This is a genomic window from Marinicellulosiphila megalodicopiae (assembly GCF_045862395.1).
Classification (GTDB): domain Bacteria; phylum Pseudomonadota; class Gammaproteobacteria; order Pseudomonadales; family Natronospirillaceae; genus Marinicellulosiphila; species Marinicellulosiphila megalodicopiae.
In genome coordinates, this window is record NZ_AP023087.1 from 3065176 (window position 1) to 3091035 (window position 25860).

Below are 25860 nucleotides of genomic sequence, written 5' to 3' on the forward strand. Positions count from 1 at the left end.
GTTTGACGACATAAAGAACGACCTACGAAAACAGCCACCCACAAAAAAAGGGCACAAAGCCCTTTTCAAACACGAATCGAAATAATATGTAACTATTCAGCAACTCAGCAACATTCGTAACTGTTCAGGTTGCGATCGGCAATATGCTCCTGCATTGCCCTAATAAGCTACATCCCTGTAGCGATCAAATTTGTACTGAACAAGGCGAAAAATGTGAATTTACATGTGTAAATACTCAGAACATCCTGTACTTCGCCCTTCAGGCCGACTATCCGTCGTTAAAGTTTGTTCCAGACAAACTTTTGATCATTTTTTAACGCAGATCAGTGCAAATTTTAGTGTGAACTGAATAGTGACAATAAATTAAATCATCCAACCTAATAATATATTAGCCTGCATAAACATGAATTGTTGAGAGGCTTTGTCTGACTCATCAATAGTGGTACGAATGTCCCACATATTGATATATCCAGTTTTTAATTCAGATTGCACAAAAAAATGCTGACCTACAAACACATTTAACCCAGCTTTTACATTCACTCCTAAACCTGAAAAATGAAAATCATCATGTCGTGGGTTATTTAGTAACGTCACATTTGTTTTTGGCATTAATACGCCACCACCCATTCCAACCAACCAATGTGTCGTGACATTCATTTTTTCTGTAATCGATTTAGTGAACCACTGATTTGAATAATTATGTTCACTGTTTAAATAGTTAAGTCCATCAGTATGCTCATATTTTAAAAATTCTGGATCTAAAACAATATCTTGGTTGTCATAAATACCATCATACACAGTGCCGCTATTTGTAATATTGCCATTTATTTTTACAGTTTGACCCGCATCCATGACATATTTCATATGGTCCACTCCGACACTTACTGAGTAATGTTCATCAAAAAAGTAACCGATTTTAAAATTGGTTTGTGGAATCGTAATGCGATTAGGCTGAAAATAATTATAGAAGCTAAATGGGCTTTGGCGATCATTTGCGATGACATCGTTTAAAGTAAAATCGTAATTATCGCCAGTAAAGTGGATGTCACTTTTTGTGTACTGGCCGGCATTCCAGCCCCAATAACCAAACCATCTACCTGATTTTTCAACTGCTTTAGACATTGCCAAGGTCGAACACAGACTTATAATCACCATTAATGGCAATCTCACTCCTAATTTTTTCATTTCCACTCATCATTATTTGGTTAAGCCAAGATTTTATTACATTCAGTAGCATTAAGGAATCTTTGAATATCTTACAATATTCAATTAAATGCACGTTTATTAGTTAAATACAGCGGTACTATGCAAACAATTGAACCTAACGGGCTCAATATTTAGCGGTTATGCAATGAAATCTTTCACAGATAAAAAGATGTTTTAATCTAAATGTTTACGTTTTTCTGCTTTTTGATATTCTGCCCAAGATTTATTTTTAGGCAATTTAGAGCGCTTCTCAAGTATGTATTGCTTATATTTTTGCTCCATTTCTTTTTTATATTCACGTCTCAATAGCAAAAACCAAGGGCAACCAAACAATAAAAAGATGCAGATAATCCATGTTCCAGCGATAAAAATAGGGACAGTTTTAGCTATATACCAACAAAGAAAAGCGATAAGTGCACCAACAACATAAATCAAATTCAGTTTTGGAAACGTCATGCAAAAAACCTCACATATAAATCAGCCATATTATGGGTACTTAGACGCAAAACAAAACTTTTCAACTAGTGTGTCTGTTCAACAACCAGATCACACGGGAAATTTGATCGATCATTACTGAAAAGTCTATTTTGCTTTTTACATACAAAGAAACACGCTTTTGGCCATGACCTTTTTTACAAAATAGCGTAAAATGCGCCCTTTTTTGAACAAGCCGAATTCAAACCATGCTGCGCCTAACGCAAGTTATTTTACCTCTAGATCATACAGACGATGATCTTCAACAAGCTGTTTTAACTCTTCTTAATATCAATGAAGAAGATTTATTGTCTTTTAGCGTATTTAAAAGCGGCTATGACGCGCGTAAACGCGAACAAATCAAAATGATTTACACATTAGATGTGGACACATTATCTAATACTGAATTGCTTGAACGCTTTGCGGGCAACCAAAATATTAAAGCCACGCCTGATACCACGTATCAATTTGTGGGTGAATTACCAACAGAACAAACCACACATACTGACCGCCCGATTGTGATCGGTTTTGGCCCTTGTGGATTATTTATTGGTTTGATCTTAGCGCAAATGGGGTTTAACCCAATTATTTTAGAGCGTGGTAAAGACGTGAAACGCCGCACCAAAGACACATGGGATTTATGGCGTAACCGTAAATTACATGTTGACTCAAACGTACAGTTTGGCGAAGGCGGCGCAGGTACGTTTTCTGATGGTAAACTTTACAGCCAAATTAAAGACCGTAAGCATTACGGCAGAAAAGTATTAAACGAATTTGTACAAGCAGGCGCGCCTGAAGAAATTCTCACCATCAGCAAACCGCATATTGGTACATTCAAACTTGTCAAAATGATTCAAAACATGCGCCAAACCATTATTGATTTGGGCGGTGAAATTCGTTTTGACAGCCACGTTGAAGAATTTGTAATGGATGGCGATGCGGTTAAAGGCGTCAGACTTAGAGGTTCAGATTCACAAGGCGGCCAAACGATTATGTCTAACCATATTGCGTTAGCCGTGGGCCATTCTGCACGTGACACCTTTGAGCAATTGCAAAAACAAAATATCTACATGGAAGCCAAACCGTTTTCAGTAGGCTTTCGAATTGAACATCCTCAAAGCATGATCGACAAAGAACGCTTTGGCACAAATGCTGGTAACGAACGTTTAGGTGCTGCGGATTACAAATTAGTGCACCATTGTAAAAACGGCCGAAGCGTATACAGTTTTTGTATGTGTCCAGGCGGCACGGTGGTGGCAGCCACTTCCGAAGAAGGCCATGTAGTGAGTAACGGCATGAGCCAATATTCACGAAATGAGCGCAACGCAAACGCGGCCATTGTTGTGGGCATTGAACCTGCAAAAGATTACCCAGGTGATCCGTTAGCAGGTATTGAATTACAACGTAGAATTGAAAAAGCAGCTTATGTTTTGGGTGGAGAAAACTACAATGCACCCGTACAGTTAGTAGGCGATTATTTAAATAAGAAACCATCTACAGAATTAGGCGACGTGACACCTAGTTATCAGCCGGGTGTGACCTTGACTGATTTATCAGTATTGTTACCGGACTTTGCTAATGAAGCGATTCGTGAAGCGATTCCTGCTTTTGATAAAAAAATTAAAGGCTTTGGTCGAAAAGATGCAGTGTTAACCGCAGCAGAAACCAGAACGTCTTCACCGCTTTGCATAAAGCGTGATGACACTTACCAAAGCATCAATACTAAAGGCTTGTACCCAGCGGGTGAAGGTGCAGGTTATGCTGGTGGGATTTTATCAGCTGGCGTTGATGGTATTCGTGTTGCTGAGGCAATGGCATTAAGCATGTTAAAACAAATTTCAGAACAGTAATTTGCCAAACACATTAAAAACTCATTTTAAAAACTTTTAAAAGATAATTTTATGACAGATACAATAAGCATTACTCGTCCCGATGACTGGCACATTCATTTACGTGATGGACAGGCATTAAAAGATACCACTAAAGATGTGAGCCGCTATATGGGTCGTGCGATTATTATGCCGAACCTTGTGCCACCTGCGACCAATACTGAAAACACATTAGCGTATTATGATCGTATCAAATCTCATATCCCAGAAGGTTCAAACTTCGAGCCCTTAATGGTGTTGTATTTAACAAACAAAACCAGCCCTGAAGAAATCAAAAAAGCATACGCGACAGGCAAAATTGTTGCCGCTAAATTGTATCCTGCTGGCGCGACTACAAACTCAGACTCTGGTGTAACAGATGTCAAACTGATTTACCCTGCATTAAAAGCCATGCAAGAAGTCGGTATGAAATTATTAGTACACGGCGAAATCACAGACAGCCACATTGATATTTTTGATCGTGAAGCGTTGTTTTTAGAACAGGTATTAAGCCCGTTAATTAAAGACTTCCCAAATTTAAAAGTTGTGTTAGAGCACATCACCACTAAAGATTCGGTAGATTTTGTTAACGCACAAAACGAAAATGTCGCCGCTACTATTACCGCACATCATTTAATGTTTAACCGTAATCACATGTTAGCAGGTGGCATTCGCCCACATTATTACTGTCTACCTATTTTAAAAAGAAACATTCATCAAGATGCATTAGTAAAAGCTGCGACATCCGGTGATCAAAAATTCTTTTTAGGCACTGACAGCGCCCCCCACTCAAAAGACAAAAAAGAAGCAGCCTGTGGTTGTGCTGGCTCTTACACTGCTCATGCTTCATTAGAATTATACGCGGAAGTATTTGATGCCAATAACGCATTAGACAAATTAGAAGCGTTCGCAAGTTTAAATGGCCCATTGTTTTATGGATTAAATCCTAACTCAGACAAAGTGACATTAACAAAACAAAGCTGGACGACACCTAATACCTTACCTCTTGGTGATGATCAAGTTGTACCTATAAAATCTGGTGAAGACATTCATTGGCTTGTGAAATGAGAGACAAGATGAAAATTGCAAACAACAGTGCAGTAGCATTCCACTACACATTAAAAAATGACGAAGGTGAAGTCGTTGATACATCTGAAGGTCAAGCACCTTTAGCCTACCTTCACGGCGCGGCTAACATCGTACCTGGTTTAGAAAACGCATTAGAAGGTTTAGAAGCTGGCGCAGCATTTGAAGTATCAATTGATGCAAAAGACGGATACGGCGACATCAACCCTGAATTAATTCACTCAGTAACACGTGAACAATTACAAGGCGTAGAAGACTTAGAAGTTGGCATGATGTTTACTGCTCAAAACGGCGACCAAGTTGCACACTTCACAGTTACTGAAATAGAAGGCGATGATATTACTGTTGATGGCAACCACCCAATGGCAGGCAGAAACTTACATTTTTCTGGTACGGTTGAAACGGTTCGCGAAGCAACTGAAGAAGAGTTAGCGCACAAGCACATTCACGGTGAAGGCGGTCACCAGCACTAAATATGAAATTAGGACATTCACTAGTATTTATTATTAGCGTCCTAAATTAATGATTAGTCGGTAACATTAAAGCGTATTGGATTTTTCCTTTGCGCTTTTTTTATGCTCAAAATTAAAACCAAAAAAAAGCGCATTGGATTAAATTCCAATGCGCTTTTTTATTTTTGTATTAAAAAAGCTAATTAGATTCAACAACATCTAATGGCAACCAAACTGCAAACTTCTCAGTTTCTTCCAACACCTGCAAGCTATAATAATAACGGCCATAGGATTCAAAAGTATGCGTTATGGACTTCCCTTCATAAAATACATAAGGAGGCAGATTCCAGAACACACCATACTCAGGAGACGCTATGGTTTCACCATTATGCGAGATTGATAATTCTTGATCCCATTGTGGCGTATCTAATATTTGTCGATCTTGATCTCGGTTATCAATAATTTGCACCTGATCATTACCATAAAAATATAAATTAGTTTCTACAGTTAAGTCATTAACTATCGCTTCAACTACTATTTCATTTTCACCTTCTTGTACATAATCAAAAGCAATTAAAAAATTCATAATTTTTGTTTGATTAATTGATGGCACATAAACGGTAACGGTATAAACCTGCTCACGAGCATAGGACGCTGTTACTTCATAATCCGTTGTAAACACAACTTCAGAACCTAAAGCCCACTGATAGTTAACAATAGAATCGCAATCATTTGTCATTTCTAACTCAAAAGTAACGGTCGTTTTATCGATATCTTTTACATTTAATTGTGAGTCTTCTAATGATGTACAATTTAAATCTTCACTTTTATCAATTGTGTAGGTTTTAACAATTTCGTCATCATTAATATCGGATTCGATTTTCATTTGAACAACAACTTGATCAACACTAAAGTCATCAAAATTAAAATCAAATACGTCTCCAGTTATCACCAAGTCATGCGCTAACACAGACCATGTTGTACTGAATGTTTCAGTCGCTAGACTAGGAAAAGAATCAAGAATTAAATCATTTATAGATCGATAAGCATTGGCAGTTAATTCAACACTTTGAGTGTCTTTCACTTCATCAACTGTAAAGTTAATAGCAGGCATAGATCGTATATCAATTATGATTGAAGCATTATAAACACCATTGTTCACTGATGCATGATATATACCAGCATCAGTGTAAGTATGAGTAACCTCATTTAAATGTGTAGTAAGCGTTTCACCATCACCAAAATCCCATGTAACCCCTTGAGAAACACATTCGTTGTTTCGAATCAACAACGTCACTTCTCGCCCGTATTGTTCACGACCACTACGCTCAACCACTTCAAAATCTGGTGAAAGAAGTCTAGGAAAGTCACAATAGTCAAACTGAGTTTGAACAATAATAGTATCTTTTACTTCAAAGTCCTTATAAGTAGACGTTAACGTGACATCATAGGCATTAGGGGATTCAAAAAACATAACGGGATTAGAATCGGTAGACGTTTTACCATTACCAAAATCCCAAAGATATGACACATCACTTTTATTACTTAAACTCGAATTAACTGAAAAATCATATACATTTTCAGCCCCTAATACAGGCTCTACAGCTATGGTAATAACAGGTATGCCTTCATCTGCAATCGTAATGGTTCTCTGTTGAGTATACGATTTACCATTAATATCTAGGAAAGATAGTGTCACTACATATTCGCCAATTTCTGTATACTCATGATACGTTTCCCAATCATCACCAACAGTATTATCACCAAAATTCCAAGTAGCACTTTGCCCATCTACTAAGTCTACACACGCATGGCTAAATACAAAAAAACCATAGGTCATAAATGTATCTAAAGGCTCAATCACTAAATCGTAATCAGTGATACAAGAATCGATGTTTGGATATATTTTAAGATCCGTAACAGTATTTGAAAAACTAGAATTTGCAATCATTAATGAGACAGTATAATCCATTACGCTTTCATTATTTGCAGCATACTCATGCTCTACAGAAGGAATATCAGTAATAATTTCGACACCATCACCAAAGCTCCAAACATAATTATATAGATCAATAGAATCACATGATTCATTATCTTGAATATTTGTGATTTCAAAATTCACTACATTGTTAGTGACAACAGTTGTGAGCATTATGTCTTCTTTTGGCTCACAAAGCTCAGCCATTGAATTTTCGACAATGATTGTCTTAGTAATTGAAGATTGATAATCTGGAGTATCCACACTCAATTCAACTTCAAAAATACCCCCATCTAAATAAGTATGTTCAACCACGTCACCCTGTGCTGTATTCGTATCACCAAATGACCAAGTTACTTGCGAATCATTTAATTCACCGACGCAACTTAATGGCATCATTGAATATTCTATTTGAGTGCCTACTGCTTTGAATTCAAAATCAAGTTGATCATCACACACAGCCTCAAAAGCAGGGACCGTTACTAAATGTGCAACAACGCCTTCACCATTATAAGTATTTAATGTCACTTCATAACTTTGCGTGGCGCTTAATTCTGGAAATCTATGGGCAATCTGGCTAGATTGAGCATTTAAAACCACGCCATCACCAAATGTCCAAAAATACGTTTCTACATCTGTTGTTTCACAGTTTTCTATATCTACATCATTACTTTCACTGGCATCAAATAAAAATACACCTGGCTCAGTTTCATTAAATGTAAAAGATGTTCTGGACTGTTCTGAACAAGACTCAGCTGAATCATTGTTAGAATCGAGATCGGTAAGGCAGCTACTTAATAATATAAGACAGCCACTTAATAATGGTAATTGTACTTTCATGAAAAAGCCCTTTGTTTGAACATGATTTAAAATGTGCAACTATAAAATCCTTATAGTTATGAGACATTATACGTCATACACAAATATTTTAATCTACCTGTGCCTCATTTCTACATTCGCCCCACACCCTAATAGTAGTTAATTTGTAATGAAATCGTTAATCCTCTGTATTCATTTATTTTATTGTTTAAATCCCTCGCTATTGTGTCTCATTACCACCATCAATTTGACCATAAAACCATCAGTTCATGATAAGATACGCAGATTTACACACTATGTACAACTGCGAGCGTCATTATGAAATTTTACACGCCTCTCTTATTTATATTACTTTCATTTATTGTTACATCCTGTGATGTCGAAAAAAAGACACCTCAAACTGAAACTGGAATAACAATTGAACCTGGAGATTTAATCATCACAGAAGCAGTGTCTAAAAATGACGGAATTTTGGTTGATGTGGATGGACAAACACCCGACTGGATTGAAATTCAAAACATAAGCGATTTTGAAATTAATTTAATTGATTTTTATATTGCAGACAAAACCGATGAATACTTAAGTTTAAGCAACAATAAAGACGTATTGTTACAACCTAATGAAGTGATAGTAATGATTGCTGACAAATCAAATAAAACAGGACACCTACCTTTTAAACTGAGTTCGTCAGGTGAAACCTTATATTTATACGATGCAAACAAACTATTAATTGATCTTATTAACATTCCTGCACTAGATCCTGATCATGCTTACGCGCGCTTTGCACTGGGTTTTGAAATATGCAGATATACAACACCTAGTAAAGTAAACCCTAGTCAATGCGAATCATCTAATCTCAATCCCATAAAAGAAACCGTCACTTTTGAGCCATTTGATAATACTTTGTGGCCACTCACTTTACCTTTAGATTTGGCCATAAATGAAATGGCATTATTTCCTGCTAATTTTATTGAAGTAAAAAATTTCTCAACCAGCTCTGTTAATTTATCTGATTACCAAATTTCAATTAAAGCTGACTCGCCTAATGCGCCTCAAATCAATACCCTTACTAATTTAACAATAACCCTGCCTAATGTGGTATTAAATTCAATGGATGTGTATTCCATACCATTAACTGATACGCAATTGAATCACATTAACAACCATCCAGATCGTGAAGCATTAATAATGTTAACAAACACAATTACTAATCACACTGAGACAATCGCGTTTATGTCATGGCCTGATCATGCAGCATTAACTAGACAGCTAAATAATGAACATAGCTTTCAATTTTGTACCAACACAACACAAAACCTAGAAAACCAATGCAATATTTTAGAGAAGCGCACACTCACCACTCGAGCTCGTGGTTTATATACGCCAGCGGATTTTAAAACATTAGCCCTTGGCGGTTCCAAACAAGATATTGCATCCGCTAAGTTTGTGATTGATTTAAATAATAATCGTAAACACTTTTTATCCGCAGAACACTGGCCATTACATTATAGTTTTGTAAGGGAAGTCATTGAAAAAAAACCAGTATTGAATCGATGTTTAGAAAGTGATAATGATTTATTTAATTATGGTTGGGGTGTATTTTCCTATGAAAATTATTTTAATGCGATAAACAGAGATTATCATCTAGGCACATTATCCAATCACAGTAACGCCAATATGAAAGCGGTTGAATTTACCTATGGTGACGCCATTACAGCCACACAAATGCAGTCAGTGTTTTTTGATATTACCTCTGGATTTATCGACGTTTTAGATTGGTCGTTGCGCGTACAAGATGACACGCAAATCGAAAAAGCAAAATTAGTAGATGGACAGCTACCGATATTAAGCCCTAATGCGCCATTTGCTAACTTACAACAACAAAACTTAAGCAGTGGCATCAGTTACGGCACGTTAAAATTTATACCAACCAGTGAGCTTCAAACAACTGCACTTAATTTTAGAGACATTGTGATCACCCAAGACGTGCCTAATAATATTGCATTTATAGGTGGCCTGATTACTGAGAGTTTTCAAACACCTTTAGCACACGTTAATTTACTCAGCCAAAGTCGATCAACCCCTAACTTAGCTTTACCTAATGCTTCAAACATAGAACCGTTTAAATCATTATTAAATCAACTTGTTCGTTTTGAAGTCTCAGCAGACGGATACACCATTACTCAAGTTGAATTAGCTGAAGCACAATTATTTTGGGAAAGTAAAAACCAAAACAAACCCATTTTGACACCAAGAACGGATTTCACAAATATCGAACTGACCGATTTAATCGATGCAAACTTTTCTGATTTACCTTCTATTGGCGCTAAAGCAGCACAGTTTGCAGAATTATATAATGTGGACAGCTTTAACACAGTGACAAGTTGTGGAACTGATATTCACTTTGATGTCCCCGAACAAGCCTTTGCTATTCCTATTTATTATTACCAACAACATTTTATAAACAGTGGTGCACAGGATTTTTTAAACGATTTATTTTTAGATGCTGAATTTTTAGATGATGCTGCAATACGTGCATTAAAACTCAAAGAACTTCAAAATATACTTTTAAATTACCCTGTTGATTCAACCTTTTTAACTGACGTTGAACAAATTGTATTTAATAAATACGGCGAGTCAAAAGTAAGATTTCGCTCAAGCAGTAACACAGAAGATTTAGCAGAATTTAATGGCGCAGGACTTTATCATTCATTAAGTGCACAAATTGGCGACAAAGATGCAACCATAGAAAATGCGCTTAAAACAGTGTGGGCAAGCTTGTGGAATGTTCGCGCCTATGAAGAACGACAATACGCCAACATCGATCAAAGCGCTGTTGCCATGGGAATATTAGTGCATCAATCTTATCCCAATGAAATTGCAAATGGCGTTGCAGTTGCGCGTAATATTTTAGACCCCACACGTGGTGATCAATATTATATTAACTCACAATTTGGTGAAGCCAGTGTCACCAACCCTTCACCTTCAGTATTTAGTGAACAGCTCATCTTTTTAATAAATTCTAATCGACCACCCAGAATAAGATATCAAAGTAACAGCAGTTTAACGGATGATTTGGTATTAACTGAAGAAGAAGTTGAGGACGTAGCCTGTTCATTAAATGCGATTCAAAATCACTTTAAACCGATTATTGACCCTGACGATACATCACGTTTTTTCACTATGGAGATGGAGTTTAAATATTTAAATGACAGTGATAAATTGATTATTAAACAGGCAAGGCCTTACCATTTTGGGTCGTTGGATATTCCTGATGATTGTCGTGAGTTTTAATATCGTTGATAAATTAAAGCTTTTAGTAATTTTCTTAATCAAGCAATGCTGCTGAAGTAATAACTCTACTTGATAATCTGCAGGGGAAAAATATGCAGATAATGCAATATCACAAACCACATCCATACAGAGTATTCGATTTTCTATTACAAATAGTTGCCACAATATTTCTTAAAAAAATTGGTTTGCATTTGCCATTTTTTGATTATCGATGTGATTACGATATTTAAAGACAAGAACTATAACTGAGCGTATTGATTTAACTAAAGAAGCAGTGAGATTAATTATAAGCATTATTTTAATGACTATTGAGAAATTTTCCTTGGAAGGTAGAACGGCTAGCAGACCCACTTGCTAACCGTTCCATTGTCATAAAACCTACCCTCAACAATAGACTTTAAAACGCTTTTTAAAGCTTGTAACCTGACTCTTCATGTAAAGCCAAATCCAAACCTTCTTGTTCTTGCTCGGGTGTTACTCGAATACCACCTGTTAACCAACCTGTAATTTTGATCAATATATAAGTAGCAATCGCTGTATATCCAGCGGTTGAAATAATACCAATAGTTTGAACACCTAATTGATTAATCATCGAGTAATCACCACCACTAAAACCAGAGAAAATACCCAATGATGAAGAAGCAAATATAGCAACAACAAACGTACCTAAGATTCCGCCTACACCGTGAACTGGAAATACATCTAACGAGTCATCAATTAAGAACTTACGCTTAATTAATTGTGTCGCATAGAAACACACTACACCTGCAGACAAACCAATTACGATAGCAGCTGCTGGCCCTACTGAACCTGACGCTGGAGTAATAGTACCCAAACCTGCAACCATACCTGTCACAATACCTAAAACACTTGGCTTACCGAATTTTTTCCATTCGATTACCATCCAAGCTAATGAACCAGCTGCTGCGGATAAATGTGTAACGATCATTGCCATTGCCGCGCCATTGCCAGCAGACACAGCAGACCCACCGTTAAAACCAAACCAACCTACCCATAACATACCCGCACCAGTAATCGTCATGGTTAAATTATGTGGAGGCATTGGTGTTTTTGGAAAACCATGACGGTTTTTAATCATTAATGCAGTCACTAATGCTGCAATACCCGCAGTTATATGGACAACTGAGCCGCCGGCAAAATCAAGCATACCCATTTGGAACAACCATCCGCCACCCCAAACCCAATGACAAATTGGACCATAAACAACAATTAACCAAAGTGAAGAGAAGATCAAAACCGATGAGAATTTCATACGCTCTGCAAATGCACCGATAATTAAGGCAGGTGTAATCACTGCGAAAGTCATTTGGAAAAGGGCAAACAATGAACCTGGAATCGTCGGTGCGTTTGGATGAGGGGTTTCACCAACACCTGCAAAGAACGCGTTACTGAATCCGCCAATAAACCAGTTACCTTCTGAAAAAGCATTACTGTACACGAAGGCAAACCACAAAAGTGAACTTACGCAACCAATTGCAAAACACTGCATTAAAATTGAAAGCACATTTTTACTTCTTACTAACCCTGCATAAAACAACGAAAGACCCGGTAATGTCATAAACAAAACCAATGCAGTTGATGTTAAAATCCAAGCGGTATCGCCTTTATCAATAGCACTTTCGCTTGCAAACAATACAAACGGCGTACACATTAATGTCATTAACAACCACAGTTGTTTACTCATCTTCTTCATATCAAACCCCAAAAGCGTGCACTTAATTTTAAATGCACAAGTATTTATCAAATTAACCCATCTGTAACCCTAATGAATACAACAACTGATGCAGTCATCGCACCAAATAAGCTTATAGGCACTAACAAGGTGCAGGATTATACAGATAATGAGGATTTTGTAAAAATGATATTGCGATTGAAAACCGTTCGGGCAAATATAGAATTCGCGCCCTACGTTTTGATCTGTAGATTCGGGATTTATTCCGAAAATTGTTGAATCGTTTTTACCAATAAACCAGCAGGATTCACGCGAATGAATCCGCTCCCTACTTTTTGATCAATAGGTTCGGGATTTATTCCGAAAATTGTTGAAATGTTTTTGCCAATAAATCAGCAGGATTCACGCGAATGAATCCGCTCTCTACAGAAAAAATCGTTGAAGTTCGGGCGGATATGGAATTCACCCTTACGTGCATTTGATTTACGCTTGGCCTTTAATAACTGGCGTTTCACAAGTCACATCAGCATTTTGTGCGCGGTGACGTAAATAATGATCCATTAAACACAATGCCATCATCGCTTCGGCAATGGGTGTAGCACGAATACCCACACACGGGTCATGACGACCATGAGTAACCACTTCAATCGCTTCACCTTTTTGGTTGATTGATTTACCCGGTAAGCGCATTGATGATGTTGGCTTTAACGCGATGTGTGCCACTAAATCTTGTCCTGAGCTGATACCACCTAACACACCACCAGCATTGTTAGACAAAAAGCCTTCAGGTGTCATTTCGTCTCGATGCTCTGTTCCTTTTTGTGCTACACAATCAAATCCAGCACCAATTTCAATGCCTTTAACGGCATTAATACTCATCAAAGCATGTGCTAAATCGGCATCTAATCTATCAAAAATAGGTTCTCCTAAACCAGGAATCATACCCGTTGCAACAACGGTGATTTTAGCCCCAATGGAATTACCCTCTTTGTTTAAAGCAGCCATGTATGTAGCCATTTCGTCTACTTTGTCTACATCTGGACAGAAAAAAGGATTATCGTTAATTACGCTCCAATCAACTTTTTCAATTTTAATTGGGCCTAATTGACTTAAATACCCTTTAACCTCAATACCTAATTTTTGTTTTAAGTATTTTTTAGCAATGGAACCTGCCGCTACACGCATGGCGGTTTCACGTGCCGATGAACGTCCACCGCCGCGGTAATCACGAAAACCATATTTATGATCGTAAACATAATCTGCGTGAGCTGGACGAAACGTTTCTTTGATGTTGCCGTAGTCTTTAGAGCGTTGATCGGTGTTTTCGATCATCATGCCAATTGGCGTGCCCGTAGTTTTTCCCTCAAACACTCCGGAGAATATTTTTACTTGATCTGCTTCGCGACGTTGGGTTGTAAATTTAGAAGTACCTGGCTTGCGTCGATCTAAATCAATTTGTAGATCTTCTTCGCTAATTTCTAACCCAGGAGGGCAACCGTCAACAATAGCGCCTAACGCCAATCCATGAGACTCACCAAAGGTGGTCACTGTAAATAATTTACCGTAGCTATTTCCTGACATCATTCACTCTCATTTAAAGTTATTAATTCTTGTTTACTTATTATAAAAATACCCATGCCACCGTGTTCAAATTCAAGCCAAGTAAAAGCAAACGGTGCATACAATTCATCTAATGCTGCTGCGGTATTGCCTACTTCGCAAAGTAACCAGCCATCATCAGTTAGATGTTTATGGGCATTGGCTAAAATTTGTTTTACATGGGTTAACCCATCATCACCACTACCAAGAGCCATTTTAGGCTCATGCAAAAACTCTGCTGGCATGTCTGATAGATCTTCTAAATCTACATACGGTGGATTCGATACAATCAGATCATATTGAGCATCGCCTACTGCGCTAAATAAATCCCCCTGTAAAGTTTGCACGCGATGGGCTAAATCGTGTTTGGTAATATTTTGCTTGGCAATTAACAGCGCATCTTCACTTAAATCCGCTAAATCAACTGACGCATCATCAAAATGCATCGCCGCCAAAATGCCTAAACACCCACTTCCACAACATAAATCTAAAATATTATTTGGATATTGGCGCAACCAAGGCTGGACCTGCTGTTCAAGAATTTCAAAAATTGGTGAACGCGGAATCAAAGTAAATTTATTTACATTAAATTCCATTGACGCATACATACATTTACCAGAAATATACGGAATCGGTAAGCGTTCAATACAACGCTTTTGTAATGCTTTGTATAACATCTCCCGCTCTGACAAAGCGATTGTTGTAGATGCAAATATTGAAAGGTCGCCATCAAGGGGTAAATGTAAAACACTGGCAATTAAGTAATTGGATTCATCATAAACATTGTTGGTGCCATGACCAAAAAACACGTTAAATTTGATCATTTGCGAGACACTAAATCTCACCCAATCTTGGATCTTTGAAAAGCTCTCAATAGCTTGATTTTGACTAACAGATAATTCAGACATGAGTTTAACGTTTAAAAAAGGCGCTATTGTAGCGAAAATGTGTCAAATTAGAAATCTCAGAATGTGCTTTAGCTTTTATTGATTGTATTCTTTTTTTAATGTCATACATCCAGAGGCAATTATCTCACCTTGTAAATGCACAATTGAAGCCGTACCTAAAGCGAATTGATCCTGCCCTGTTAACATATTTGCCAAATAACTAAGCAATGGATTATGCCCAATAATCATTAAAGAACTCTCTTCGCGCATCGTTAAAAAATCAATTAATGATTTAATATCTGCCTCTGGCGTCACTAACTTAGATTGTTCTACAACTATATTTCGTTTCTCATTGAAGATTTGTAACGTTTGTTGCGCACGTAAATAAGGACTTACTATTATTTTTTGTGGTTGATAACTAAAGATTTGGCTCGCTGAATTAACTTGCTCAATTCCAATTCGATCTAACGGTCGTTCAAAATCCGTTTCGGTTTCAAAACTCGCCTGTCCATGGCGCATCAAATATAAATCTATCAAGCATCAGCCTCTTTCATGGAGTCTAACTGCTCATCATCTGTTAGGTTTTGATCGATGATTAAGCCTTCTTTAGTTAAATCATTATCTTCGTGCTTATTTAATTGGCTTTTTTGATTAGCTTTATTCTTAAGCTCGATATCTTCAGGGCTTAATTTTTTCTCTTTTAATGCGGATTGTGTATTGCTTTTTTCTGATGTGAATTCTGTGTCATCACTTTTTACCAAATCTTGCGAGTCAGGCCAATCTGAAAACGGAAAGGGTTTTTGCTCTTCATTTAAAGTCAAGAACTGACCAATTTGATAGTTATATTCATTTAAGTTAGCACTAAATTGCGTTAAACGGACGATTTCATCATCTCTAATAATACGCATTAACCATTGAACAAACCCAATGATCATGATTACTGAGATACTAATATTCAATACAAATGCATACAAAATCATCACAAAAAAACGAATAATATTCTCATCTAACCCATATTTTTTATTCATGTTATTACCTCACCGATTATTTATTAAATATTTATAATGATTCGACCATAAATTCAACATCTTCTGGACGATCCGTTGCCATTAAATTGCTCATTACATCTTCAGCATCTCGCCCTTCAAAAATCACATCATACAACCCTTGAACTAAAGGCATAGGTACATTTAAATGTTTCGCTTCTTCTTGAATCACCTTTAATGTATTGATTCCTTCAGCGGTTTCCCCTGTTAAAGAAACAGCTTGAGCGACTGTATGACCTTGACCAATTGAGAATCCAACTTGATAATTTCGTGATTGAGCAGATCCACAGGTAACAACCAAATCCCCAATACCAGCAAGCCCCATTAAAGTCATTGGATTTGCGCCTAACTTAACAGCAAAACGTGTCATTTCTGCTAATGCACGAGTCACGACCATAGCTCTTGAATTTTCACCAAAACCAAGTGCTGCGATCATTCCGCTAATAATAGCGTAAATATTTTTAAGTGCCCCACCAAATTCCACACCTAAAATATCTGGATTGGTGTAAATTTTAAACTCATCCGAACTAATAATTTGTTTTATCTCTTCTAATTGCGCCAAATCTTTGCCCGCCACTACCGAAGCTGAAATGGTGCCTTTAGCAATTTCTTTAGCTAAGTTTGGACCACTAATAACAGCAACGGAGTGATTAGGCGCAACTTGTTGTAAAACCTGACTCATTAAGAAAAAACTTTCAGGCTCAATCCCTTTAGTTAAACTTAATAGTTTGGTTTTACTTGGCAATAAAGGAGAAACCACTTCAACTACTTGACGAACTGATTTACTCGGCACCGCAACAAATAAATGATCACAATCTTGTACAGCTTGATTTAAATCAAGATGCGCTTGAATGTTTTCACTTAATGGGCATTTTGGAAGGTATCTAGAATTGATATTGGTCGATTGGATTTCTTTAGCTTGTCTTTCTGAACGCATCCATAAACGTACTTCATGACCGTTTAAGGCTGCCAAATTGGCGATTGCAGTACCAAAGCTCCCCGCTCCTAATACCGCAATTATTTTTTTATTATTCACACAGTTCTCAAATTAATATTATGTAATCAATGTCCACTTTCAATTGTTTGGACAAGGTCTTTGAATGTATCGTAATTTTTTTGATTAAGCTCCATTAAAAGCTTATGCGCCTCAAGTACTTTGTCATGGGCATCTTGCTCATTTAATGGACGTATATCAACTTCTTCAAGATTGATTTTGACATGATTCACGCCATCAGTAATTTCATAGACACAATGCTCAAATCCCATACTTTGTACAATACGAGTAATATCTTCTTTACTTGATACCATCACAGGGATTTGATGTGTACGCGATTGAGCTTCACGGGAGATCTTTGCAAGTAAACCTAATGATGTACTGTCTATCCCATCGGTTTCACTTAAATCCACCACTACAGAGTGGAACTCGGTTTTATCGAACATGGTTTTCAAACAAGCTTCGATTGTAGTGCACAAAGTCATGCGAACATCACCAATAAACTTAATGACATGTGAGCCGTTTTTCTCTGCCATCATGATTCTTCCAGTATCCATCAATACTAACCTTTTTTAACTTGCAACAAAGTAATGTCATCTGGGGCATCTTCAACTTGCTCTAACTTTAACGTTTGAGCTAGTTCAGAGATAGTATTATGCTCTTTACCAATTTTCTCAAGCAAATATTCTTCTTTTTCACTTAAAGATTTTTCAGTCAGCACCTCTAGCAAACCATCTGAAAACAAAGTTAATTCAAAATCATCAGAAAGTTCAACGCTTTTTTGCTCATATTTGGAATCTTCAAATAAACCCACAGCTAACCCTTGGGTAGGAATCATACTCACTTCACCATAGTTAAATAAAATTGGCTGTGGAAAGTGAGCTGCATTAATATAGTTTAGTCTATTTTCTTTAGCATCGAGTGTAGAAACAAACACTGTGGCATGTTTTCCTGTATTACTTTTTAACAGTTCTACATTTATGGTTTGTATAAGTCCGGGCAAATCAATTTCACACTGCCCTTGTTGTAGTTGTTTTTCTATAAATCGATTAATTATACTTTTAATTAATATCGTAATCATTGCGCTTGATGCACCATGACCAGAAACATCAACAATATAGAAAAAGAATTTATCATCACTTATAGGAAAATAATCAACAAAGTCACCACTTAAGAACATAGATGGGACCATAAAATGTTCAAATACCAAAGGGGAAATATTTAATTTTTTTGGAGGGAGCAATTGCTGTTGCACTACTCGTCCTGCTTGCATATCCATTTGCAATCGATCTAAGTGGGTCGTTAACTCGCGATTAGTAGTTTCAAGGTCTTCGCGGTATTTTTTATTTTGCTTAACAAGATAAGATCGCTCAAGATTTCGCTTAACTGAGTGCTCTAATACCGCTAAATCATTTACTGGTTTAAACAAGTAATCTGAAGCACCTAATTTTAATGCATCGACAACATCATTCATCACACCAGCACCTGAAACCACAATAAATGGAACGTCTGTTGTATGAGCAATCACACGCTCTAAAACAACCAAACCATCCATTCGAGGCATACGTAAATCACACAATATAAGGTCTGGCTGATGTTCAAAAAACTTCTTTAAACCTTCTTCACCATTGCTTGCTTCAATTACGTTATAACCACTATCTTCTAGGTAAGCTACAATTGTACTTCTTACTGGTTCTTCATCATCTATAACTAATAAAGTTGCTTCAATTTGATCCATTCAAACGAATGCTCTTGCCAACAAAAAAACAAAGTTACTCCTTCATAGAAAGAATCGCAACCTGCTTTTGCAAATCCAATCTGTTTTTTTGGAAAAAATAAAATTATTACCATAATTTTTCGTAAAAAATCCCCACTTTTTTGTAAATTACGTCTTATACTCTTTAATATTACTTTACAAAAAAGGTGTAAATATGGACTCTGAAACATATTACTCAGAAAAGCGTAATTTTTTTCGCATGAAGTTAAACATTGATGCTTACATTGAATCCGACCATCAACCAGACAAAGTATTGGCTAAATGCATTGATTTAACTGCAAAAGGGATGCTACTTAACTCGACTATCCCAACTTCGGTGGGTGATAAAATTACAGTACACATTCCTGCTGTGCATAACTTATTTGCACCTCTGACTGCAACAGCTGAAGTTATAAGGTGCAATCAAATCGACAATGAGCATTATTTACTTGGGACAATGATTACTGATATGGCATAAGCGTGGTAAACTTCGATTTTTGACTGACTTTTGATTTATGACCAATTCAATTACACCCTTACCAGATCAACCGTGCCCATGTTGTTCGCAACGTTTATTTAAAGATTGTTGTGAGCCATTTCTTAATCAAAGCCTTTTTACCGAAACCACCGAGCAATTAATGCGGTCACGCTATAGTGCTTATGTCACAGCAAATATTAACTATTTACTGGCAACGACCTCTGAGCAAACTCGCAACGAGTCTGACAAACAAGCTATGCAAGAGTGGGCAGACCAAGCAAGATGGTTAAAGTTAGAAGTACTTAATTCTAACGAGAATCAAATCGAATTTAAGGCTTATTATTTTATTGGCAATAAAGTTGAAGCCATTCATGAAACTTCTGAATTTATTAAAGAAGGTGACAAATGGATGTATTTAGATGGTGATGCACATATGCATAGTTATGACATCGGAAGAAACGAACCCTGCCCTTGTGGATCAGGTAAAAAGTTTAAAAAATGTTGTCACATATAATAGCAAAAAGCCCAGAATAATCTGGGCTTTTTAATTTTAATGAGCTTGGTAATTTAATACAGCAGCACTGCCTAATAAACCAGGTTGTTTGTCTAAAATCACAAATACTGGAATTTCAGCATTATATGCTGCAAAACGAGCTTTATTTTCAAATTTAGCTCTAAACTGACTCTTCTCAAAATATTCTAAGAAACGAGGAATAATCCCACCAGCTATAAAAATTCCACCTTTTGCGCCATACATTAAAGCGGCATCTCCGGCAAATGTGCCTAATACAGAACAAAAGACCTCTAATGCTTCTTCACATATTGGATCAGCTTTATCCAATGCAGCTTTTGATATCTCTGGTGCACTTAAACGCGTCGCCACGCCATTGCGGATAAAGGTTAACGCTTCGTAAACATTTTCTAAGCCTTGTCCTGAAATTAAACGCTCATTAGAAACACGCCCAAACTTATCCATCAAAAACGATAGAATTTCAAGTTCTAGTTTACTGTCGGGCGCAAAACTAGAGTGCCCACCTTCCGTACAAACTGTAATTGGGTGGATATTATCAAATACTAATGCCCCTAACCCAAGGCCTGTACCAGGACCCGTCACCACCATTGGCTTCCCATGCTGAGACTCATCACCACCGACTTTATGCAGTTTTTTGTCATCTAAAAATAAAATTGAATTTGCAAGAGCATGATAGTCATTGATAAAGCTTAATGTTTTAAAATTGAACATTTTCTTTAATTCTTTCACGCTAAATGCCCATGTGTGATTAGTCATTTGGATCCAATCATTTTCTGTTGGACAAGCAATGGCTAAACAACCATGCACTGGACGCTCATACTGCTCTGGTAATTGTGAAAAATAGAATTCAATTGCGTCTGAAATATTTTCATATTGCTTGCAATCTAGTAATTTAACTTCAATGATTTCAGATTCATCTAATCGCAAAGCATGTGCTGTTGATTTGATTGGGGCTAGGGCAAAACGTGCATTGGTTCCACCGATATCGGCAATGAGTCCGTAAGTCATACTAATCTCGCAACTATTAAAAAAAGCGAAATGATACCAGTACTAGGCTAATGCGCCAAGTAATTAGAGCCTCAAGCCTTACCAAGATGAGAGCTATATGAACTTTTTGAAGATTTTCCATTTTCGCTATATAAGGATGATTGAGGTTTTTGCCCCCGTAAAAGCGCGATTAATAGTTGATTCTTTGCATTTTGTTTATTCAACAAGTGACCATTTACAAGGTTTTTTTGTTCAATAACTTGGGTTTGTTCAATAAATTTTGTCCATAATTTACTGGTTATATCTGTAATTTCTAATAATAAAGCGTCATCTTTGCCAGCTTGTTTCAAAAATCTCAAAAAAGCATGTTGTTTTTTATCAACACCTAACTGCTCACCCATAATGTGATCAATTTTTAACTGGTTACTTTCAATTGAATTTAATAATATCTGCTTTTTTTCAAGTAACGCCAATAATGCATCGCCATTATTTTGTATTATCGCCTCTTGCTCCTGACTGAGCATTGAAGAAAAGTCATCACAATTTTGCTGATGCGAGATTAACAACTCATTTAAGCGAGCAAGGCAATCTCGAATTTTATTATTTGAAGCCATTAGTCCACCTTAAATAAAATAAGTTACTGATTTTCGGATTCAAATCGAATAAAAGCAGATGCTAAACGGTCATAATCAATTTCGTAATCGCCGTTTTTTATTGCACTTTTAATGTTATCTACTTTGGTTTGATCCACTATTGGCATTGCTCTAATATTATCTTCTATTTTTTTAATACTTTGAGCGGCTGTACTGAGTGAAACTTTACTTGTTTCTTTATCAGTAGATTCATTCAAACTTGCTTTAGAATCACCAATGGGTGAATCAGCAGATTTTGCTCTACCGGCAGAATGAGAGTTGGTATTCAACCCATTAATATTAATGGCCATGTTCAATGACTCCTACATACGTTAATTAGACTACTAGGTGTTGTAACGGCAACCATCTGTAAACCTTTAATATTTTTATATAACAATTTCAACTAAGCCTTTTTCTTTTATAACTGCTTTGATAATCCTACTGGACGATCTATTTCTGACAGAAATTTGCTTGCCTTTTTTTCCAGATGCAAGAGCTATGCCCGGCATTTGAACTCTTAACTCCCCTTTTTGAATAACAATCATGACATGATCACCTTTATTAATTAAATCCATTTCATTTAACATAAGTGGCGTTAACAATTGACCTGCTGACAAATGACGTGAAGCTTCCATATTACTGAGCTGTTTTTTGTCTGTATAATAACCTTGGTTCAGTTGACCGACATCTTGTACTTGAATTTCTAAAACGCCATTCGTTAATTTTTGACCTCTTTCTACATTATTAGAAAGTGCAATCACTTTTTCTAGTTTACCTACGTACACAGGGACATACATCCCCCAGTTTTTACTTTCACATTGAATTTTTAAACTTAAGTTTCCAATAAACTGCTGTTGCACTGACTTAATCATTAATTCTTCATCGCAATCCTTCACATTACTTTGTTCCCATACGGGCTTGACTTGAATAATCAATTCATTTTTTAACTCAGCAATATTTTGCAAACTGCCATTCATTTTAAATTGAGTCCATTGATTGACAATGTAATCTTGAATTTGCAAATCAATCGATTCCCCTATTTTCGCATTTAACGCAAAACAAGTGAAAAATAACGATACAAACCAAATATTTTTTTTATTAAAGTTGTTCAATGAAAATCTCCAGCTATGCTGTTAATTAAGAACTTAAATTTAAGTTTATCAATGTGTTTTTTAAAACTTTGCTAATGATTGACGCTTAAAATGTTAATTATGATTTGAGCAATCATTGTGCCTAAAGTTTTTATTTGTTGTGGAGTATTTTATGGCTGGAGTCCTAGAGAGCGTCAATCAACGCACTCAGTTGGTTGGGCAAAACCGATTGGAACTTTTATTGTTTAAATTAGGCAATTCTCAAGTCTACGGTATCAATGTATTTAAAGTTAAAGAGGTTTTACAATGCCCCCCTTTATCACACCTACCTAAAAGTAATAAGGTTGTATGTGGTGTAGCTCATATACGTGGCGGAACCATTCCAATTATGGATCTTTCACTCGCAACGGGAAACCCGCCTCTACAAGACATTAAAAATAGATTCGTCATCATCACAGAATACAATATGAAAACCCAGGGCTTTTTAGTGAATAATGTTGAACGCATCATAAATATGAATTGGGAAATGATTCAACCCCCACCTAAAGGGACTGGCAGCGAGCATTATTTAACTGCTGTAACTAAACACGACGGAAAATTAATAGAAATCATTGATGTTGAAAAGATACTTTCAGAAGTTGCACCTGTTGAAGAAGAATTTAATCAAGAATTAATTACTGAAGAAGTCTCACAAAAAGCAAAATTATCTGAAGTATTAATTGCAGATGACTCAAAAATTGCCCGAAAACAAATCACCAAAACACTTGAGCAAATTGGCGTCAAAGTAACTGCAATGAATGACGGAAAAGAGGCTTATGATCATTTAATTGATTTATTAGCACAAGGCATAGATCCAAAAGAAAAATACGCAATGATCATTTCAGATATTGAAATGCCAGAAATGGATGGATACACATTAACCACCGAAATTCGATTAAATGAAAAATTAAAAGACATTTATATCGTACTTCACACATCATTAAGCGGTGTTTTCAATAAAGCAATGGTGCAAAAAGTTGGGGCAAACGACTTTTTAGCAAAATTTCAACCTGAAAACTTAGCTCAGGTTGTCATTGCTAAGATAAATCCGCAATCTTCTGATGAATCGAAGACTTCTTAAAAATACATGAGTTAATTTTATGCAAGATTCAACCTCATCAAGCGCATACCAAAATTTCACTATTTTTTTACAAAAAGAATCCGGAATCACTCTTGGTACTGAAAAAGAATATTTAGTAAAAAGTCGCCTTAAAAACATAATGTCTGAAAATGGAATTGAAAAACTTGAAGATTTATTGACAAAAATAAATTTAGGTTCCAATTCAAATTTAAAGTCTAGCGTCATCAATGCAATGACCACAAATGAAACGCTGTGGTTTCGAGATGTGCACCCGTTTGAAATATTAAAAAATATTATTTTGCCAGAATTAGTTGAAAATAATAAAATAAATTCTTTAAAAATATGGTCCGCTGCATGCTCTACTGGACAAGAACCTATTTCTATAAGTATGGCGTTAGATGATTACAAAACTAAAACTGGAAAACATTCCCTTGGGTACTCCACATTCGCATCAGATCTATCATCTGATGCACTTAATGTTGCAAAAAAAGGCATTTATCATGAATTAGCCATCGAGCGAGGCCTCTCAGTACAAGCAAAAGAAATGCATTTTACTGAACACGAAAAAGGTTATTGGAAAGTTAATGACAACATGCTAAAAAACATTACTTTTGATACAGTGAATTTAAAAAGCAACCTATCTAGACTAGGTCAATTTGATATAATTTTTTGTAGAAATGTCTTAATATATTTTACAAATGATTTAAAAAAAGAAATACTCATTAAACTACATCAACAATTAAAACCATCTGGATATTTATTTATTGGCGCTGGTGAATCGATGATAGATTTAAAGGAGTATTTTGAATTAATTCATTGTAAACCAGGCATTGTTTACCGTAAGATTTAACTAGATCGTATCAAACACATCACTAACATAACAACCCTGCATGTTATTTATCATTTCAACTTATGACTAAATCAAACCAAAAAACTACTTTATAAAACCATACCTTATAAAACCATACCTTATAAAACTGAATTTTTAATTTTAATAAAAGCAAACTATCTACACTCGACCTAAAAAAATAGAATAAGAACTCATCAACATATTTTTCACATACAACAAACACTCTTAAATTTAATACATCAATAATCACCAACATCCTTAAAACCAGTCAAAAATAAAATTGTTAATTCAAATCACTCATGCAATATTTTTTCATAAATACCCTATAAACTTATTTTAAAAACTTATTAAGATAATTTATTCGCGCATTTTCAATTTCACCACTTTCTTTCATAATATATAATTGTTCACTTAATGAACTAAGTAAATGAGATTTACTGACATGTATATAGTGAAATAACGGTATTTTTTGTACAGACGCTATTATTTTTACATTTTTATATGGATATGTTTTTAAATTTAAAAGCGCGTTTGACTCTGTTAAAACGACAACATCTAATCTTCCAGCCTCAAGCATTTTTAGTAATTGCTCAGAGGTGTCAGCCTCAAAAGTATTCATACCTTCAGTATTATTAGTTGAAAACAATACGCCTCTGCGAATACCAATCCTATATGGAGCCAGATCCTTCCAGCTTCCAATTTCAATTGCATCATTAGTGCTAAGCACTGTGGCATTTATATAATTTATTGCGATAGGGACTTGAATTAAATTTTTATACTTTTTATCAACACCTGAAATTCGAAATAATTCAGCATCGGTTTTACCTTCATCAGCATATTGTATTGAAGTCACACCAGGTAAATCGATAAATTTAACCTGCTCGCCAATTGCTTCATAGGCTTGCGTCATCACTACTTTGCAAATTTCTGTACTTGCGGTAGCAGTAACAGCTGATACTTTAATTTCTGCGATTGCATAATTTACTATTATTAAATTTCCTATTAATACTTTCATTAA

General features: G+C 36.0%; 24 protein-coding genes. 8 read left to right on the forward strand and 16 right to left on the reverse strand.

All coding sequences use genetic code 11. The features are described from left to right. Positions 1-363: 363 nt before the first annotated feature. On the reverse strand, positions 364-1185 hold the full coding sequence (locus TYM08_RS13220; RefSeq protein ID WP_422379618.1) for a hypothetical protein: 822 nt from the start codon (positions 1183-1185) through the stop codon (positions 364-366). 195 nt (positions 1186-1380) lie between these two features. Further along, on the reverse strand, positions 1381-1662 hold the full coding sequence (locus TYM08_RS13225; protein ID WP_422379619.1) for a hypothetical protein: 282 nt from the start codon (positions 1660-1662) through the stop codon (positions 1381-1383). A gap of 227 nt (positions 1663-1889) precedes the next feature. Between TYM08_RS13225 and TYM08_RS13230 the strand changes: the two genes are divergently transcribed. From TYM08_RS13230 to TYM08_RS13240, 3 genes are read left to right on the forward strand one after another with little or no spacing between them, the layout of a single operon-like run. Continuing rightward, positions 1890-3530: an NAD(P)/FAD-dependent oxidoreductase gene (locus TYM08_RS13230; protein WP_422379620.1), complete on the forward strand. Its 1641-nt coding sequence runs from the start codon at positions 1890-1892 to the stop codon at positions 3528-3530. Between the two features lie 51 nt (positions 3531-3581). Then, complete coding sequence (gene pyrC, locus TYM08_RS13235; protein ID WP_422379621.1) at positions 3582-4616, forward strand: dihydroorotase; 1035 nt, start codon at positions 3582-3584, stop codon at positions 4614-4616. An 8-nt stretch (positions 4617-4624) separates the two neighbouring features. Continuing rightward, the gene (locus TYM08_RS13240; protein WP_422379622.1) at positions 4625-5107 is read left to right on the forward strand and encodes an FKBP-type peptidyl-prolyl cis-trans isomerase; all 483 of its coding nucleotides are present in this window, start codon (positions 4625-4627) and stop codon (positions 5105-5107) included. Between the two features lie 178 nt (positions 5108-5285). Here TYM08_RS13240 and TYM08_RS13245 read toward each other — a convergent pair whose 3' ends face one another. Beyond that, on the reverse strand, positions 5286-7904 hold the full coding sequence (locus TYM08_RS13245) for a PKD domain-containing protein (protein WP_422379623.1): 2619 nt from the start codon (positions 7902-7904) through the stop codon (positions 5286-5288). 297 nt (positions 7905-8201) lie between these two features. On the opposite strand from TYM08_RS13245, the gene TYM08_RS13250 reads away from it, so the two are divergent. After that, a complete protein-coding gene (locus TYM08_RS13250; protein WP_422379624.1) occupies positions 8202-11177 on the forward strand; it encodes a PEP/pyruvate-binding domain-containing protein in 2976 nt (991 codons plus the stop codon). 409 nt (positions 11178-11586) lie between these two features. Here the strand turns inward: TYM08_RS13250 and TYM08_RS13255 are convergent, their stop codons facing one another. From TYM08_RS13255 to TYM08_RS13290, 8 genes are all read right to left on the reverse strand, one after another. Further along, complete coding sequence (locus tag TYM08_RS13255) at positions 11587-12891, reverse strand: ammonium transporter (protein WP_422379625.1); 1305 nt, start codon at positions 12889-12891, stop codon at positions 11587-11589. 462 nt (positions 12892-13353) lie between these two features. After that, positions 13354-14451, reverse strand: coding sequence for a chorismate synthase (aroC, locus tag TYM08_RS13260; protein ID WP_422379626.1), 1098 nt, complete (start codon positions 14449-14451; stop codon positions 13354-13356). Next, on the reverse strand, positions 14451-15377 hold the full coding sequence (gene prmB / locus TYM08_RS13265; RefSeq protein ID WP_422379627.1) for a 50S ribosomal protein L3 N(5)-glutamine methyltransferase: 927 nt from the start codon (positions 15375-15377) through the stop codon (positions 14451-14453). Before prmB ends, aroC begins: the two co-directional genes overlap by 1 nt. 75 nt (positions 15378-15452) lie before the next feature. Continuing rightward, positions 15453-15893: a phosphohistidine phosphatase SixA gene (sixA, locus tag TYM08_RS13270; protein ID WP_422379628.1), complete on the reverse strand. Its 441-nt coding sequence runs from the start codon at positions 15891-15893 to the stop codon at positions 15453-15455. Further along, positions 15890-16384, reverse strand: coding sequence for a DUF4389 domain-containing protein (locus tag TYM08_RS13275; protein ID WP_422379629.1), 495 nt, complete (start codon positions 16382-16384; stop codon positions 15890-15892). Before TYM08_RS13275 ends, sixA begins: the two co-directional genes overlap by 4 nt. A gap of 31 nt (positions 16385-16415) precedes the next feature. Then, positions 16416-17438, reverse strand: coding sequence for an NAD(P)H-dependent glycerol-3-phosphate dehydrogenase (locus TYM08_RS13280; RefSeq protein WP_422379630.1), 1023 nt, complete (start codon positions 17436-17438; stop codon positions 16416-16418). A 26-nt stretch (positions 17439-17464) separates the two neighbouring features. Then, on the reverse strand, positions 17465-17953 hold the full coding sequence (locus TYM08_RS13285; protein WP_422379631.1) for an STAS domain-containing protein: 489 nt from the start codon (positions 17951-17953) through the stop codon (positions 17465-17467). 5 nt (positions 17954-17958) lie between these two features. Beyond that, entirely contained in the window at positions 17959-19134 is a 1176-nt protein-coding gene (locus tag TYM08_RS13290; RefSeq protein WP_422379632.1) for a SpoIIE family protein phosphatase, read from the reverse strand. A gap of 193 nt (positions 19135-19327) precedes the next feature. Between TYM08_RS13290 and TYM08_RS13295 the strand changes: the two genes are divergently transcribed. Both TYM08_RS13295 and TYM08_RS13300 read left to right on the forward strand, forming a co-directional pair. Next, a complete protein-coding gene (locus TYM08_RS13295) occupies positions 19328-19630 on the forward strand; it encodes a PilZ domain-containing protein (protein WP_422379633.1) in 303 nt (100 codons plus the stop codon). Between the two features lie 37 nt (positions 19631-19667). Then, positions 19668-20144, forward strand: a complete 477-nt coding sequence (locus tag TYM08_RS13300) for a YchJ family protein (RefSeq protein WP_422379634.1) — start codon at positions 19668-19670, stop codon at positions 20142-20144. A 36-nt stretch (positions 20145-20180) separates the two neighbouring features. Here the strand turns inward: TYM08_RS13300 and glk are convergent, their stop codons facing one another. From glk to flgA, 4 genes are all read right to left on the reverse strand, one after another. Beyond that, entirely contained in the window at positions 20181-21170 is a 990-nt protein-coding gene (gene glk / locus TYM08_RS13305; protein WP_422379635.1) for a glucokinase, read from the reverse strand. A 71-nt stretch (positions 21171-21241) separates the two neighbouring features. After that, positions 21242-21763 (reverse strand): flagellar export chaperone FlgN, encoded by a 522-nt coding sequence (gene flgN / locus TYM08_RS13310; RefSeq protein WP_422379636.1) that lies wholly within the window; start codon positions 21761-21763, stop codon positions 21242-21244. 23 nt (positions 21764-21786) lie between these two features. Beyond that, on the reverse strand, positions 21787-22092 hold the full coding sequence (flgM, locus tag TYM08_RS13315) for a flagellar biosynthesis anti-sigma factor FlgM (protein WP_422379637.1): 306 nt from the start codon (positions 22090-22092) through the stop codon (positions 21787-21789). A gap of 75 nt (positions 22093-22167) precedes the next feature. Further along, a complete protein-coding gene (gene flgA / locus TYM08_RS13320; protein ID WP_422379638.1) occupies positions 22168-22893 on the reverse strand; it encodes a flagellar basal body P-ring formation chaperone FlgA in 726 nt (241 codons plus the stop codon). 151 nt (positions 22894-23044) lie between these two features. Here flgA and TYM08_RS13325 point away from each other — a divergent pair, with 151 nt between their 5' ends. Both TYM08_RS13325 and TYM08_RS13330 read left to right on the forward strand, forming a co-directional pair. Then, positions 23045-23992 (forward strand): chemotaxis protein CheV, encoded by a 948-nt coding sequence (locus TYM08_RS13325; RefSeq protein ID WP_422379639.1) that lies wholly within the window; start codon positions 23045-23047, stop codon positions 23990-23992. Positions 23993-24011: 19 nt separating this feature from the next. Next, complete coding sequence (locus TYM08_RS13330; protein ID WP_422379640.1) at positions 24012-24842, forward strand: CheR family methyltransferase; 831 nt, start codon at positions 24012-24014, stop codon at positions 24840-24842. A gap of 331 nt (positions 24843-25173) precedes the next feature. Here TYM08_RS13330 and TYM08_RS13335 read toward each other — a convergent pair whose 3' ends face one another. Beyond that, positions 25174-25857, reverse strand: coding sequence for a substrate-binding periplasmic protein (locus TYM08_RS13335; protein WP_422379641.1), 684 nt, complete (start codon positions 25855-25857; stop codon positions 25174-25176). Between the last annotated feature and the right edge of the window lie 3 nt (positions 25858-25860).